Here is a 13,558-nt window from a genome sequence, read left to right on the forward strand (position 1 = left end):
ATGCTCTTAAGGAGCGTGGCGAAGTGTGACCGCCCGGGAGTCCGGCAGCTCCATTAGACTCTTGCCTATGTCGAAAACCTCCAGCATGGGCCGCGGCATGCTGGCCATCCTGGCTCTGGGTGCACGGCATGGGACCGGCCTTCCGGGCGGCACGGTCGCAGGGATCGCAGCAGACCTGGGCAAGGACCGCAGCCAGGTGTCGCGGAACCTCCGCACCGGTGAGCAGGAAGGATTCCTCGGCCGGACCGGCGAGCGCACCTACACCCTGGACTGGTCCATCCTGACCGATGCCCAGCAATTGACGGCGCAGAGGCTGCACTCGGACGGTGCCGTGGCGCTGGACCGGCTGGCCCGCGACACGGACGAGGGGTGCTTCCTGGGCGTGCTGCACGGCGCGAGCACCGTGACCATCGGCGAAAGCGTTCCGGCCAGCAGCAACCTGGTGGGCTCATGGCTGGGCAGGCCCTACCCCGCGTACTGCAGCGACGCCGGCCAGGCTGTGCTGTGGGAGTCGTCGGAAGCCCAGGTGCGGACCGTTTTCGCCGGCGTCGACTTTGTGCGGCACGGTCCCAATACCCCGTCCGACGTCGGCGATTTTCTTGGACGGTTGGCTGCGGCCCGGGTGCGCGGGTACTCAGTGGTGGATCAGGAAGCGGAACCGGGGCTCTATTCGCTGGCCGTCCCCGTCCGGGATTTCAAGGGCGACGTGGCGGCGGCACTGCAGATCGTGGGCACCAGGGCACGCCTGGAGCCGCGCCGGACCGAGTTCGCGGCGGCCCTGCTGGAGCAGGGACGCTGGCTTGAGGCCAGGCTTGGCTATGTGCCCCGGGAAAGCAGCCGGCCGCTGCAGGATTAGGGGGCTGCTGGAAATTCCACCTCCAAGGAACCGGGGCACTCTTTGCGGGGCACTCCCCCAATGCGCCGGGCTGGTCAGAGCGGTCGGCCGTAGGGGTAGTCCACCCAGGCTCCGGCACCTTCTTCCGGGCACGCATGGTCTGCACCGTTTACCGTGCTCCAGTAGTCCGCGGGGAAGCGGGCTCCCTGGAGGACTGCGTTCAAGTCGACGCCATACTCCTCGCGCCCGTCGGCGAATCGCGCGTCATATCGAATGCTGCGATAACGACTCTTCAACCAACGACGTATCTTCCACGATGCAGTGGCTCGGATAGCAATCGGCATTTGCGAACTCATGCCTACATCCTCCCCTGTCTGTGGGTCCCCCTCTTGCGAACCGCTGATGGAAAGGCTCAACGGATAATCGAACAAACGTGTCCCACTTCCTTAGAACCGGGACTAATGCGGTGAAAAAGCAACGGGATTGCATTGGCTCCGCCGCTAACGGGCTTCTTCTGCGACCAGCCAAAGTCTGCCATTGGCGCAGTCGCGTTCCGTCCAATGGTCTTTGAGCGGGTCATCGTGAACAAGACCGCCACCGACGACAACAATCGATCCCGAGCGCGCCACAACGTTCTTGCCTGCGTCGAGGATTTCAAAGGATTCCGAATCACCTTGAACCGTGTACCCCTGGGGCCATACGAGGGTGTATACCGGCTCTCCTGGCCCCGTCGCATGAATGCAGCCATTGCCGTCAACTCCCAGCGTGCCCTCGAAACGCGCATCCATGCCGTGCTCCTGCGGCATATCGACGGTGACCAGGCGGAGAGGGGACGAAGATGACGGGGACGCGCAGGCACTGAGCACGGTAGCCAAAGACAAAATTGATCCAAGAGTGACCACCTTCAGCGATGGCGCCTTCATACGCGGGACTATACGCGCGATACTTAGGGTGCCTCAACAGAGAACTCTGAGTGCCGACAGGTCCGGTCCGGTCTCATTGCTACTGGCCCGGATGGTGCTCTTGCCCTTCAGCGGATGAGTTGGACTCCGCCGCTGCGACAACGGCGAATCCGTCGAGGACATCCGTCCGGTCCTGATCATTTCCGCCGGCAGGCGCGCCCCGAAGCCATCGAACAGCCCCACACCGACTTCGCCGCGCACGAGGCAACTTCCTGATCGGTGCCGCTGGCCGAACGGGTCATCGACGGTCAGCGATGCCGCCCGATTTTTCCCGAGTACTACGGGGACGCCACGGCTCCGCGGTGGTCACTCAAGGATGCCGGCGAGGTCGTCAGCGCCCAGCGGGGAGCTGGTAGATCGCCACGTGGATCTTTCCCGAGTCTTTCGGCGGGATGACTACCCGGAATGCCGGCCCCCGTCCGGAGTCTGTGTCTTTGGAACACAGGGTGGAACCTGGCTCAATCCCGACGCCGCGCAGCACCTTCGCGTCCTGGGCAACGATCTCCGCATTGGGGGCCACCATCGAACCCGCCGACACACAGATGGACTTCATCTCCTCAGTGTCGGCCGTGAAACTCGTCAGGGAAGCACCGGCAAAAGGCTCAAGCGGAGTCTGGTCCACCGCAATGCCGTCGGCACTCGCCGGAAGGCTGAGGTCCAGCGGTGCAAAAAGCGAAGCCGCCAGGCTGCTTGCGTCGCCGGTGGCAGGGGAATCCATGGTCATGTCAGGTCCTGTCGTCGTTGTCCCGGAGGCTTCCAAACGGGTATCTGCCGGTGTCGTGCCTCCCGGCCGCGAGAGACCGGGGGTGGCGCATCCGGCCAGCAAGATTCCGGTGACGGCCAGGGCCGCCGTCGCCATTCCTTTGCGCGCCATCAGTTGACACGTCCGGAGCTGTGGTGAGTTGAAGATTCGCCTGTCATGTTGTAATTCTGCGCGATCCCTACTTCGTTAAGGCGTCCAAGCTGCTTGTCGGTGACCGAATCCGTGGTCCGCCGGGACGCGGGGTCGGCGCCGACAAAGTCAGTCATGCACCCATCGTGCCGGATCATCAAAACAGCGGCCATGGGCAGCTCTTCCCATGGCCGCCAAGACAGCACTCGCGCTTGGCCCGGGTCAGTTCAGCCCGGACCAGCAGTCGCCGTCGGTCGGATAGGCCACCTCTTCAAGCACCCGCGGGTGCGGGGCAGCAAGGACGGGCTTCGCGTCCCTGAAACCGGCCATCAGGCGCTCCGGCTCAGCTGGGGGTCTGGGAGCCCAGTCGGTCCGCCGCACCGCGCAGGACAGCGGCAACACCCGCAGCGTCATCGCCTACTTCGTTCCGCCGTCCCAGCACGCTGAGGGCGGCCAGGATGTTGCCGCCGGGGTCGCGCACCGGGACGGCGAGTTCCAGGATGTCGTGCTCAAATTCCTCGTCGCAGGCCACATAACCGCGCGCCACGTCGCGGGCCATCAGCGCCCGGACCTCATCGGTGGAGTGCGCGGCGCCGGGGCCGCCTACGCCAATGAAGTTCACGTCGCCCAACAACAGCTCCAGGGCGGCCTGGTCGTGGTCCCAGAGCAAGGCCCTGCCGGCGCCGGTGCACCAGACCGGCGTCACCATGCCCGGCGCAACAAAACTGCCCAGGCCGGCGTCGTTGCTGGAGGCGCGCAGCAGGATGGCCCGGTAGCCGTCCCGGACGGAGAGCCTGGCGCGCAACCCCAGGGCCGCGACCAAGGACTCGAGTTCGGGCTTGGCGTCACGCACCCAGCCGGTGTTGAGCGAGGCGGCAAGGCTGAAGTAGCGCGGTCCGGTCCGGAACGGGCCGCGGTCCACCCGCTCCAGCAGGCCCAGCTCGCAGAGTTCCTGGGTCAGCCTGGAGACACGGCTCTGGTCCATGTCCAGCTCCGCGGCCAGCTGCGAAACGCCCACCAGCTGCCGCCCGCGTTTTTCGCGGTCAACCACCAGCCGGACAATCCGGAGTCCCTGCGCCAGCGATGACGCTTCAGCGGACGAATCCACGCTAATTACCCCTCACTGCCGGTGCTCGCCCTATTCTTCCACGGCGACCCGGGCGGTCACGCAGGCGGCCCAGGCTGGTTACTGGACTGCCGCCGTCGAACGTTTCCGGCCGTGCCGGAAGTAGAAGTAGCCGTAGCAGGCGGCAACGAACGGGATGCCGAAGTAGAGGGCGGCCACCTGGTTGGGGTCCAGTGCGATGCCCACCAGCGAGATGACGCACAGGGTGAAAGCCAGGATGGGCACCAGCGGAAACAGCGGGGCCCTGTATGCCAGGGCCGAGACGTCGCCGCCGTTCCGCACGAAGGCGCGGCGGTGGAAATAATGCGAGGTGGTGATGGACATCCACACGCCCACCACGGCGAACCCGGCCACAGATACCAGAACCAGGTACACCGTTTCCGGGGCGACCACGCTGCTGATGAGGGACGCGATGCCGCCCACCATGCTCACCGACAGGGCGATCAGCGGGATGCCGCGGCGGGTGAGGCGCCGGAAGGCCTGGGGCGCGTGGCCTTCGTCGGCCAGGGAGTAGAGCATCCTGGCGCAGGAGAAGAGGCCGCTGTTGCCGGCGGAAAGCAGGGCCGTGATGATGACGAAGTTCATGATGTCGGCGGCGAACGGGATGCCGACGGCGGAGAAGACGGTGACGAACGGGCTCTCGTCCAGCCCCACTTCGGTGTACGGGATGGTGGCGGCGATGACGGCGATGGCACCGACGAAGAAGATCAGCAGCCGGATCACCGTGGTGCGCATGGCCTTGGGGATGGCCGTGGCGGGGTCCTTGGTTTCGCCCGCTGCCACGCCGATCAGTTCCGAACCGGAGAAGGCATAGAAGACGGCAAGTACGGTGACCAGGACACCGGTGAAGCCGTTGGGGAAGAGTCCTCCCGCGGTGTTGAAGTTCTCGAAGAGGAACGGGTGGCTGCCGCCGTCGCTGAGCGGACGGAAGCCGAACAGCGCCGCGCCGCCGAGGACGATCAGGCCGATGATGGCGCCGACCTTGATGATGGCGAACCAGAATTCGGACTCGCCAAAGAACTTGGCGGACACCGCGTTGAAGCCGAACAGCACGGCGGCGAAAATCAGGCACCAGATCCACACGTCAACGTCCGGGAACCAGCGCTGCATCAGCAGCCCGGACGCCGTGAACTCGGAGCCGATGGCCACCGCCCAGCACAGCCAGTACAGCCACGCCGTGGCGAAGCCCGTGGCCGGTCCGATGGAGCGGGCGGCGTAAATGTGGAACGCGCCGGACACCGGGTACGCGATGGCCAGTTCGCCCAGGCACGCCATCACGAGGTAGACCACGAACGCGCCCACCAGGTAGGCGAGCACCGCGCCCAGCGGGCCGGCCTGGGAGATGGTGTACCCCGAGCTGAGGAACAGGCCGGACCCGATGACGCCGCCCATGGCGATCATCACCAGGTGCCTGGCGCCCATGGATCTCCGGAGTCCGGGCTGGGCCGGCGCAGGCCCGGCGGGGGTCGGGTTCAGCGTCAGGGGTGATGGGGATTCCACGGGCGTCTCCAGGAGGGGTGGTCAGCAGGTGTGCGGCAAATGCGCGCACTCCCCTGTCCCGTCCCCGGTCGCGAAGATATGCACGTCAACAGAGAGAAATTAGCACAATCACCGAATTTCGCTCGTTAAAGTCATGCCAACTTGTTCATATTGCACGCCTGTTACCTCGCGTGACCCGCCCCCGGATGGAAAATCAGCGCGCGACGAGCGCCTCGCTGGCCTCCCACAGACCCTGCGCCAGCCCGGCGTCGTACGCCTGTGCGTTGGCTTTGGCGAGGGCGCGCTTGTAGTAGTACGCGCCGGACACCCAGTCGGTGCCGGCGGTGCCGTTTATGAGCCAGAGCAAGGTGTCGGCGCCCTGGTCCGGGGTGAGCATAAAGCGGCTGAGCAGCGTCTTGTAGGCGTGCCGCATGGGGCTGGTGGAGTCCGCCGCGAAGTTGGTGCGGACCACGCCCGGGTGGAATGCCGCCGTCGTAATTCCCTGCTCGCCGAAGCGGCGGTGCAGCTCGGACGTGAAGAGGATGTTGGCGAGCTTGCCTGTGCCGTAGGCGCGGTTGGTGGAGTACGTGTGCTCCGAGTTGAGGTCGAAGAGGTCCAGCTTGCCGAAGCTGTTGGCGCCGCTGGCGGTGTTGATGACCTTGGCCTTGCTGGCAGTGAGGACGTCCATCAGCTCGGTGGTGAGCAGGAACGGGGCCAGGTGGTTGATCTGGAAGGTGGACTCGTTGCCGTCCACGGTGAGCTGGTGCTTGCCCATGATGCCGCCCGCGTTGTTGGCAAGGACATCGATCCGGTCATAATCGTCCCGAAGCTGCGCGGCGAGGGTGCGGACCTGATCCAGCTCGGCGAAGTCGCAGACGAAATAGTCGGCGTCCAACTCCTTCGCGACGGCCTGCGTCTTGTCCTCGGAACGGCCGACGACGACCACCCGGTCCCCTGCTTCGGCCAGCGTCCGCGCGGCTGCCGCGCCGATGCCGTCGCTTGCGCCGGTGATCACGATGGTGCGTTGGGTCAAGGGGTGTCCTTTGGTTGCGATTCAGCGCTCGGGTAGAACACGCTGCCTCTGGCACAACGACGGCGGGACGGCCGGTGTTCCCCGGGCGTCCCGCCGAGCGGATGGCCCGGTTGGTCCGGGCGGGGATCAGATGCTCGCCGGCACCGGTGCGGTGAGCCGCCCGTCGCGCATCGTGGCGACGGAGTCGGTCAGCGGGAGGAACTCGGTGTCGTGCGTGACCATCACCGTCGCGACTCTGAAGTCGTCGGTGACGCGGCGCAGGAGCCGGACGATGGAGTCGCTGCGTTCGTGGTCCAGGGCGGCCGTGGGCTCGTCCACGAGCAGGACCTTGGGGTTGCCCATGAGGGCACGGGCGATGTTGACCCGCTGGCGCTGGCCGCCGGAGAGCTGGTGCGGGCGTTTGTCCGCGCTGGAGCTCAGTCCGACGACGTCGAGCAGCTCCGCAGCTTTGGCGCGTGCGGCCTTGACGGGCTTTCCGCGCAGGTGGTCGCCGATGATGAGCTGTTCGGCGGCGGTCAGGGACGGAAGCAGGTTGGGCTGCTGGAAGATGATGCCGATCTTTTCCCGCCGCAGCGCGGTCAGGTCCTTGTCGCCGAGCCCGGTGGCGTCGGTGCCGTCGATGAGCACCAGTCCGTGGGTGGGGCGGACGAGGGTGGCGGCGGCGGCGAGGAGGCTGGATTTTCCTGAGCCGGAGGGCCCGACGACGGAGACCATCTGGCCGGCCTGGACCGTGAGGTTCACGGAGTCCAGGGCTTTGAGGGTTCCGTCCCCGTCCGGGTATTCGATGGTGACGTTGACGAGGTTCAGGGGGCTGGTGGACATGGCGTTGTTTCCTTTGGGAATGGGCTCGGGCGGACTCTGTGGCGGAGGGTTTAGTTCCCGCCAAGGGCGATGAGGGCGTCTACCTTCGTGACGCGGCGGACGGCAAGGGCCGCGCCGGCCAGGCCCAGGGCGATGATGCCGAGGATGGGGAGCAGCGTCGTGGCGGGGGTGAGCAGGAAGGGGGCCGCCTGCGCTGCGAAGAAACCGCCGAGGATGCCGATGCCGCCGCCGATTCCCGCGCCGGCCAGCAGGACGATCGCGGCCTGGGTGATGGCGTCTCGCAGGATGTAGGCGCTTGATCCGCCCATGGCCTTCAGGACAGCGATGTCGCGGGTCCGCTGGACCGTCCAGACTGTCAGGAACGCCACGATGACCAGGGCCGAGATGCCGTAGAGAAAGGCCTGCATCAGCGTCAGCGAGCCGTTCTCGCTCTTATATGACCCCAGCGCCTGGAAGGATGCGGTGCGTGAAGCGCTCACGGTGTGTGCCGCGGCGTTGGCGGCCGCCTCGTCAACGGTGGCGCCGTCCTGATAGGTGATGGCGGCGACGGTTCCGACATGCTCCGGGTCGGTCAGGTGGGCGAGTTTGGTCCAGGCGGGAAGCGCGGTCCAGACGACGCTGGTGTGGGAGTACCACTGGTCTTCCACTACGGCGCTGACGGTCAGGTCGGTTCCGCCGACGCTGGCCTTGTCGCCAACAGCCAGGGAGAGGGCTTTGGCCACGGTTTTGCCGATCACCACGGTGTCCGCGGTGACGCCGGACGGTGCCAGCCGGCCGTCAGGTGCGACGCCGAAGACGGCGACGTTGGTGGTTCCGGTGCCCGTCCCGGTGTCCGTGGCCACGGCCTGGAACCGGGTCTGGCTGATGCCCAGGGCTTCGGCGGTTTCGACGCCGTCGCGGTTCTTCCACGACTCCAGCTGCGCGGCGGTGACTTCGCTTTCGGTGAAGGAGGCCTTGGGCTCGTTGGTGCCGGGTGCGCCGAAGACGATACTGTCCACCGGCTTGGAGGCGCCGCCGCCGCCGGTGACGGCCCCAAGTTTGTCGATGGCCGACGTCGACTGCTCGCCCAGGCCGGCCGTCAGACCTGAGAGCATCACCAGCAACAGTGTGATCAGGGCGACGACGGCGCCCATCAGGGCGAACCTGCCCTTGGCAAAGCGGATATCGCGGATAGCAAGAAACACGTTTTCTCTTCCTTCGGTGGGGCCAGGGCCGTCAGGGCCCTTGTTTCCACTCTCCCGCGGCGGGGCGCCTGCGCCATCGCGCAGGTGGTTGAGAGGTGACGGAAGAACGGTTGATCCCCGGGTCAACCATTTGGTTGATCCGCCGCCGTCCGGGCGCGCCTAAGCTGGTCAAATGCCCGCCACAGAATCCCTGCCGCCCCTGGACGGGACTGGTCCCGGAGGACCGGACGATGCACTGCTCAGCGGCCTCGACGCGGCGCCGTCCGTTGCGATCCTGCACGCGCTGAGAGTGACGCTGCACGTGGGCTTCGCCGCCCTGCTGGGCGTGGCCGTCCTGAGGCTGCTGGTATCCGGCGGCGGGGACCCTCTGTTGCCCGTCTGGGCCGGGACCGCGTTTGTCCTGGCCGGGGTTTACCTGGCCGGCACCATGCTGGAAAAGCGCTTCGCCACAAACGGCACGGGCTTCGATCCACGCCGCTACGGCGTCCTGTGGCTGGGAGTGGTCACCGCCTTGTGGGCGGTCCTGCTGGCCGCGAGCGCTGACTTCGCCTGGCTGGCCTTCCCCCTCTTCTTCCTGCACCTGCACCTGTTCCCGCGGCGGATTGCGCTGCTGACCATCGCGCTGATGACGGCAGCGGTGATTGCTGCCCAGTGGGCTGTCAGCGGACTGTCCGTCCCGCATCTCGCAGTCGTTTTGGGCCCTATGTTCGGTGCGGCGTTCTCCGTGGTGACCGGGCTGGCCTACCGCGCGCTCTACCGCGAAGCGGAGAACCAGCGCCGGGCAGCGGATGAACTCCGCCGGACGCGTGCGGAGCTGGCAGCATCACAGCACGACGCCGGGGTGCTGGCTGAGCGCGAGCGGCTGGCCCGGGAAATCCATGACACCCTCGCCCAAGGACTGTCCAGCATCGTGCTGGTGGCGCGGGCGGCGGAAAAGTCGCTGGCCGACGGCGACACCGCCACCGCTGCCGCGCGCTTCGCACTGGTGCAGCAGACGGCGTCGGAGAACCTGGCCGAAGCCCGGAACTTTGTCCGCGGTCTCTCCTCCCCCCAACTGCACGAGTCATCCCTGGTGGAAAGCCTGCGCCGGCTCTGTGAGAGCACTGAGAGCAGCGCCGCGGCCGGGGGCCAGGGGTTGCGGTGCCGGTTTGAATTCGACGGCGACCCCCTTGAACTGCCGCAACCGTACAAAGTGACCCTGCTCCGGGCCGCCCAGGCGAGCCTCGCCAACGTCAGGGAGCACGCCAGGGCGGGCAACGCCGTCGTGACCCTCGCATTTCTGGGCAGCGAAGTCACCCTGGACATTTACGACGACGGTGCCGGCTTCGACCCCGCGGGGATGGCCGCGCAGATGGGCGGGCGTGCAGACGGGAGCGGCTTCGGGATCCCGTCATTGCGGGAACGGGTGACCGCGCTTAAAGGCTCCCTCGAACTCGAATCGGCACCGGGCGAGGGGACTGTGGTGGCGATACGCCTGCCCCTGGACGACGCGCCTGGGAGGGACGGAGAGTGAACCAGATCCGCATTCTGCTGGTCGATGACCATCCTGTGGTCAGGGCCGGGCTGCGGGCCATGCTCAGCGACTTCGAGGGTATCTCGGTGGCGGCAGAAGCGGCCGACGGCGACGCCGCACTCAGGGAATTGAAACGGCTGCAGACCCTGGGTGACCCGGTCGACGTCGTGCTGATGGACCTGCAAATGGGTGCCGGCATGGACGGGGTCACCGCGACGGCGCAGATCAGGCTGCTGGAAGCGGCACCGCCGGTCCTGATCCTGACCACTTATGACACGGATGCGGACATCCTGGCCGCGGTGGAGGCAGGCGCCAGCGGTTACATGCTCAAGGACGCGCCGCCCGAACAGATCCGGCAGGCCGTGCTGGCGGCCGCCGCAGGCCAGACCGCCCTGGCCCCAAAAATTGCGGCCCTGCTGATGAACCGGATCGCGAACCCTGCCCCTGCACTCACGTCGCGGGAGATCCAGCTGCTCGAGCTGCTGGCCACCGGAATGTCCAACCGGGCCATCGCCAAAAAGACCTTCATCTCCGAGGCGACCGTCAAAACCCACCTGGTGCACATCTACGGAAAACTCGGCGTGGACAACCGCACCGCGGCCATCTCAGCGGCAACCCAGCGGCGCATCATCCGGGCCCCCGGCCAGTAGCTGAATGCACGACGGCGGGACGCCCCTCCCCCAAAAGAAAGTAGCGCGAAGTGTCGTTTTGAGGGTTCAAAACGACACTTCGCGCTACTTAGTTGGGGAAGCTAGCCCGCAATCCCGGCGAGCAGGAAGAGCACTGCCGCGATGGCGAAGCCCATGACGCCGATCAGCGTTTCCATGACGGTCCAGGTCTTCAGGGTGGTCTTGACGTCCATGCCGAAGAAGCGGCCCACCAGCCAGAAGCCGGAGTCGTTGACGTGCGAGACCACCACGGAGCCGGCGGCCACGGCGATGACCAGCGCGGCAATCTGCATGCCGTTCAGTCCGGCCAGTGCCACGGCCGGGGCGATGAGGCCTGCGGTGGTGGTCAGCGCCACGGTGGCGGAGCCCTGGGCGATGCGCAGGATGGCGGAGATCAGGAAGCCGGCAAGGATCAGCGGGATGCCCAGGTTGCCGAGGACGTCGGCAAGTGCGGCGCCGATGCCGGAGGTGCGCAGGACGCCGCCGAACATGCCGCCGGCGCCGGTGATCAGGATGACCGAGCAGACCGGGCCGAGCGAGGATTCGAGCAGCTTCTCGATGGCACCGGCGTCTTTGCCGCGGCGGGCACCGAGGACGAACACGGCCACCAGGACGGCGATCAGCAGGGCCACCGGGGTTTCACCGATGGTGCGGAGGATCTGGAACCACTGTTCCTTCTTGACCGTATCGGACAGCACGCCGGAGGAGGCAAGGGTGTTCAGGCCGGTGTTGAGGAAGATCAGGACGAGCGGCAGGAGCAGCAGGCCGATGATGGTGCGGAAGCGCGGCGGGTGGGACTCGGCCTCGGCGCTGGCGTGGCCCAGGATTTCCGGAACGGGGAGGACCAGCTTCTTGCCGGTCCACAGGCCGAACAGGTAGGCGGTGACGTACCAGGTGGGGATGGCGGTGATGAGGCCGGCGATCATGACCAGGCCGATGTTGGCGTCGAAGAACGCGGCCGCGGAGACCGGGCCCGGGTGCGGCGGCAGGAAGATGTGCATGACGGAGAACGCGCCGGCGGCCGGGAGTCCGTAGCGCAGCACTCCCCCGCCGAGGCGGTGGGCGACGGCGAAGACGACGGGCAGCATAACCACCAGGCCGGCGTCGAAGAAGATGGGGAAGCCGAAGATCAGCGAGGCGAGGCCCAGGGCGAACGGGGCGCGCTTCTCGCCGAAGACGCCGATCAGGTAGTCGGCCAGGACCTTGGCGCCGCCGGACGTTTCAACGATGCGGCCGAGCATCGCACCGAGGCCGACGAGGAGCGCCACGGTGCCCAGTGTCGTGCCGAAGCCGTTGATCAGTACCGGCACCACCTGGTTGGCGGGGATTCCGGTGGCAAATGCGGTGGCGAGGCTGATCACGATCAGGGCGACGAGCGCGTGCATCCGCAGCTTGATGATCAGGAACAGCAGCGCAACGATCGCCGCCGCCGCGATGAGCAGCAGGGGGCCTGCGCCCAGGGTTTGGGTCCATCCTTCGATGACCATGGTTCTCCTTTGAAACAGAATTTATTGGGGAATGGGGAGTTGGATCTGAGCGAACGCTCAGGCGTTGGAGGGCGCCTGGTCCGTGGGCAGTTTGAGCGCTGCGATCACGGCGGCGACGATCTCCTCCGGGGAGAGCGAGATGTCCAGGCGCAGGCTGCCGGCGGCGAGTTCTCCGTCGGTCAGCGGTTCCAGGGTGGCCAGCTGGCTGGGCAGCAGCGTGGGCGGCATGAAGTGGCCCTCACGGCCCTGCATGCGCGCACCGATCAGGTCGGCGCCGCCGTCGAGGTGGATGAAAAGCACCCGGCCCTGCGCTGCGGAGAGCAACTGGCGGTAGGTCTGCTTGAGCGCGGAGCAGGTGAGGACAGTGCTCTTGCCGGCCGCCGCCTGGGCGGTCATCCAGTCCTGGATCTCCTGCAGCCAAGGCCAGCGGTCTTCGTCCTGCAGGGGAATGCCCTGGGTCATCTTGTCGATGTTGGACTGCGGGTGGAACTCGTCGGCCTCGGCGCAGGCCCAGCCAAGCTGCTGGGACAGGGCGGCCGCGATGGTGGACTTGCCCGACCCGGCAACGCCCATCACCACCAGGTGCGTGGCTGGATTCTGCATGTTTGTACCTCCGGTGAAGACGTCTTTGGCTAAAGGAAGAAGCTCGCCGCACACTTGCTGGAAAGTGCGCTGGAGATAAGGTATCACCATTTGGCACCACAGATACTATCTTTGAGTGTCACAAGTCATACCTTTGGCTTAATCTTCGATATCCTGTGAGGGCGCTGCGGCGCATAGAGAGGCAGGAAACATGTCGACGGCGACAGTGGGCAACGCGGATACCGCGGACGACGGCGGGGCCTCCCCCGCGATGCACGAACGCGTTCTGGAGGCGGTTGGCATTGCCATCGCGTCCGGCAGCCTCCCGCCCGGAAGCCGGCTCACGCTGGACGTGCTGCAGCAGGAATACGGGATTTCCCGCACCGTCGCCCGGGACACCATGAAGGTCCTGGAGTCGATGAACCTCGTGTACTCGCGCCGGCGCGTGGGCATCGTGGTCCAGGAGCGTGCGCTCTGGAACGTCTACGACCCCAAACTGGTGCGCTGGCGGCTCGCCTCGGACAACCGCGCCGAGCAGTACAGCAGCCTCACGGAGCTGCGCATCGCCGTCGAACCCATTGCCGCCGCAGGAGCTGCCCGCCGGGCCAGCGCCGCCGAGCGCGCCAAGCTGCTTTCCCTGGCGGCCGACCTGCGCCGCCTGGGCGAGGCCGGTGAGCTTGAAGCTTTCCTTGCGGCGGATATCGAGTTCCACCGCCTGCTGCTGCACAGCTGCGGCAACGAGATGTTCACGGCGCTGGAGGGCATGGTGGCCGAGGTGCTCACCAGCCGCACCCAGCAGGGCCTCATGCCGTTCAAGCCGCGGAACGAAGCGCTGCAGGCACACGAGGACGTTGCCGCCGCGGTGGCCGGCGGGGATGCAGTCACGGCCGAGACCGCGATGCACTCCATCCTGGACGAGGTCCGGAACGCGATGGGCCTGAACTGACTCTTCCCGCACGCCGAGCTCCTGGAGTA

The 13,558-nt window shown here is 66.7% G+C and carries 15 protein-coding genes and 1 pseudogene; 4 read left to right on the forward strand and 12 right to left on the reverse strand.

Annotated features, from left to right (window positions below):
* Positions 1 to 67 precede the first annotated feature (67 nt).
* Entirely contained in the window at positions 68 to 856 is a 789-nt protein-coding gene (locus EYS21_RS08615; RefSeq protein ID WP_131132775.1) for an IclR family transcriptional regulator, read from the forward strand.
* Between the two features lie 74 nt (positions 857 to 930).
* On the opposite strand, the gene EYS21_RS23905 is transcribed toward EYS21_RS08615, so the two are convergent.
* The 10 genes and pseudogenes from EYS21_RS23905 to EYS21_RS08650 form a co-directional block, all read right to left on the reverse strand.
* Positions 931 to 1,059 (reverse strand): hypothetical protein, encoded by a 129-nt coding sequence (locus tag EYS21_RS23905; RefSeq protein ID WP_278184721.1) that lies wholly within the window; start codon positions 1,057 to 1,059, stop codon positions 931 to 933.
* 276 nt (positions 1,060 to 1,335) lie between these two features.
* Complete coding sequence (locus EYS21_RS08620; RefSeq protein WP_131132776.1) at positions 1,336 to 1,758, reverse strand: hypothetical protein; 423 nt, start codon at positions 1,756 to 1,758, stop codon at positions 1,336 to 1,338.
* Positions 1,759 to 2,128: 370 nt separating this feature from the next.
* The gene (locus EYS21_RS08625) at positions 2,129 to 2,521 is read right to left on the reverse strand and encodes a hypothetical protein (protein WP_131132777.1); all 393 of its coding nucleotides are present in this window, start codon (positions 2,519 to 2,521) and stop codon (positions 2,129 to 2,131) included.
* 149 nt (positions 2,522 to 2,670) lie between these two features.
* Positions 2,671 to 2,826, reverse strand: coding sequence for a hypothetical protein (locus tag EYS21_RS23365; RefSeq protein WP_165478281.1), 156 nt, complete (start codon positions 2,824 to 2,826; stop codon positions 2,671 to 2,673).
* Positions 2,827 to 2,846: 20 nt separating this feature from the next.
* A pseudogene (locus EYS21_RS23570) lies at positions 2,847 to 3,028 on the reverse strand (hypothetical protein); the annotation flags it as partial.
* Positions 3,029 to 3,032: 4 nt separating this feature from the next.
* Positions 3,033 to 3,797, reverse strand: coding sequence for an IclR family transcriptional regulator C-terminal domain-containing protein (locus EYS21_RS08630; protein ID WP_131132778.1), 765 nt, complete (start codon positions 3,795 to 3,797; stop codon positions 3,033 to 3,035).
* A gap of 78 nt (positions 3,798 to 3,875) precedes the next feature.
* Positions 3,876 to 5,315: an amino acid permease gene (locus EYS21_RS08635; RefSeq protein WP_131132779.1), complete on the reverse strand. Its 1,440-nt coding sequence runs from the start codon at positions 5,313 to 5,315 to the stop codon at positions 3,876 to 3,878.
* Between the two features lie 193 nt (positions 5,316 to 5,508).
* The gene (locus tag EYS21_RS08640; protein WP_131132780.1) at positions 5,509 to 6,327 is read right to left on the reverse strand and encodes an SDR family NAD(P)-dependent oxidoreductase; all 819 of its coding nucleotides are present in this window, start codon (positions 6,325 to 6,327) and stop codon (positions 5,509 to 5,511) included.
* 126 nt (positions 6,328 to 6,453) lie between these two features.
* Positions 6,454 to 7,149 carry an ABC transporter ATP-binding protein gene (locus EYS21_RS08645; protein WP_131132781.1) on the reverse strand — a complete coding sequence of 232 codons (696 nt, stop codon included), beginning with the start codon at positions 7,147 to 7,149 and terminating at the stop codon, positions 6,454 to 6,456.
* A gap of 50 nt (positions 7,150 to 7,199) precedes the next feature.
* Positions 7,200 to 8,333 carry an ABC transporter permease gene (locus EYS21_RS08650; protein WP_131132782.1) on the reverse strand — a complete coding sequence of 378 codons (1,134 nt, stop codon included), beginning with the start codon at positions 8,331 to 8,333 and terminating at the stop codon, positions 7,200 to 7,202.
* Between the two features lie 172 nt (positions 8,334 to 8,505).
* Here EYS21_RS08650 and EYS21_RS08655 point away from each other — a divergent pair, with 172 nt between their 5' ends.
* Positions 8,506 to 9,846 (forward strand): sensor histidine kinase, encoded by a 1,341-nt coding sequence (locus EYS21_RS08655; RefSeq protein WP_131132783.1) that lies wholly within the window; start codon positions 8,506 to 8,508, stop codon positions 9,844 to 9,846.
* Positions 9,843 to 10,496, forward strand: coding sequence for a response regulator transcription factor (locus EYS21_RS08660; RefSeq protein ID WP_131132784.1), 654 nt, complete (start codon positions 9,843 to 9,845; stop codon positions 10,494 to 10,496). The genes EYS21_RS08655 and EYS21_RS08660 overlap by 4 nt, the downstream gene beginning before the upstream one ends.
* Before the next feature lie 101 nt (positions 10,497 to 10,597).
* Here EYS21_RS08660 and EYS21_RS08665 read toward each other — a convergent pair whose 3' ends face one another.
* Both EYS21_RS08665 and EYS21_RS08670 read right to left on the reverse strand, forming a co-directional pair.
* Entirely contained in the window at positions 10,598 to 12,001 is a 1,404-nt protein-coding gene (locus tag EYS21_RS08665) for a GntP family permease (protein WP_131132785.1), read from the reverse strand.
* A 57-nt stretch (positions 12,002 to 12,058) separates the two neighbouring features.
* Positions 12,059 to 12,604 carry a gluconokinase gene (locus EYS21_RS08670; RefSeq protein WP_131132786.1) on the reverse strand — a complete coding sequence of 182 codons (546 nt, stop codon included), beginning with the start codon at positions 12,602 to 12,604 and terminating at the stop codon, positions 12,059 to 12,061.
* Positions 12,605 to 12,794: 190 nt separating this feature from the next.
* Here EYS21_RS08670 and EYS21_RS08675 point away from each other — a divergent pair, with 190 nt between their 5' ends.
* Positions 12,795 to 13,529 carry an FCD domain-containing protein gene (locus tag EYS21_RS08675; protein WP_131132787.1) on the forward strand — a complete coding sequence of 245 codons (735 nt, stop codon included), beginning with the start codon at positions 12,795 to 12,797 and terminating at the stop codon, positions 13,527 to 13,529.
* Positions 13,530 to 13,558 lie beyond the last annotated feature (29 nt).

The sequence above is a fragment of the Arthrobacter sp. S39 genome, assembly GCF_004320525.1.
In the GTDB taxonomy this organism is placed as follows: Bacteria; Actinomycetota; Actinomycetes; order Actinomycetales; family Micrococcaceae; genus Arthrobacter.

Bases quoted from the DNA above. Each gene is read 5' to 3' on its own strand.
- EYS21_RS08615 (WP_131132775.1), top strand. From the start codon at position 68: ATGTCGAAAACCTCCAGCATGGGCCGCGGCATGCTGGCCATCCTGGCT.
- EYS21_RS08620 (WP_131132776.1), bottom strand. From the start codon at position 1,758: ATGAAGGCGCCATCGCTGAAGGTGGTCACTCTTGGATCAATTTTGTCT.
- EYS21_RS08625 (WP_131132777.1), bottom strand. From the start codon at position 2,521: ATGACCATGGATTCCCCTGCCACCGGCGACGCAAGCAGCCTGGCGGCT.
- EYS21_RS23365 (WP_165478281.1), bottom strand. From the start codon at position 2,826: ATGACTGACTTTGTCGGCGCCGACCCCGCGTCCCGGCGGACCACGGAT.
- EYS21_RS08645 (WP_131132781.1), bottom strand. From the start codon at position 7,149: ATGTCCACCAGCCCCCTGAACCTCGTCAACGTCACCATCGAATACCCG.
- EYS21_RS08655 (WP_131132783.1), top strand. From the start codon at position 8,506: ATGCCCGCCACAGAATCCCTGCCGCCCCTGGACGGGACTGGTCCCGGA.
- EYS21_RS08665 (WP_131132785.1), bottom strand. From the start codon at position 12,001: ATGGTCATCGAAGGATGGACCCAAACCCTGGGCGCAGGCCCCCTGCTG.
- EYS21_RS08670 (WP_131132786.1), bottom strand. From the start codon at position 12,604: ATGCAGAATCCAGCCACGCACCTGGTGGTGATGGGCGTTGCCGGGTCG.
- EYS21_RS08675 (WP_131132787.1), top strand. From the start codon at position 12,795: ATGTCGACGGCGACAGTGGGCAACGCGGATACCGCGGACGACGGCGGG.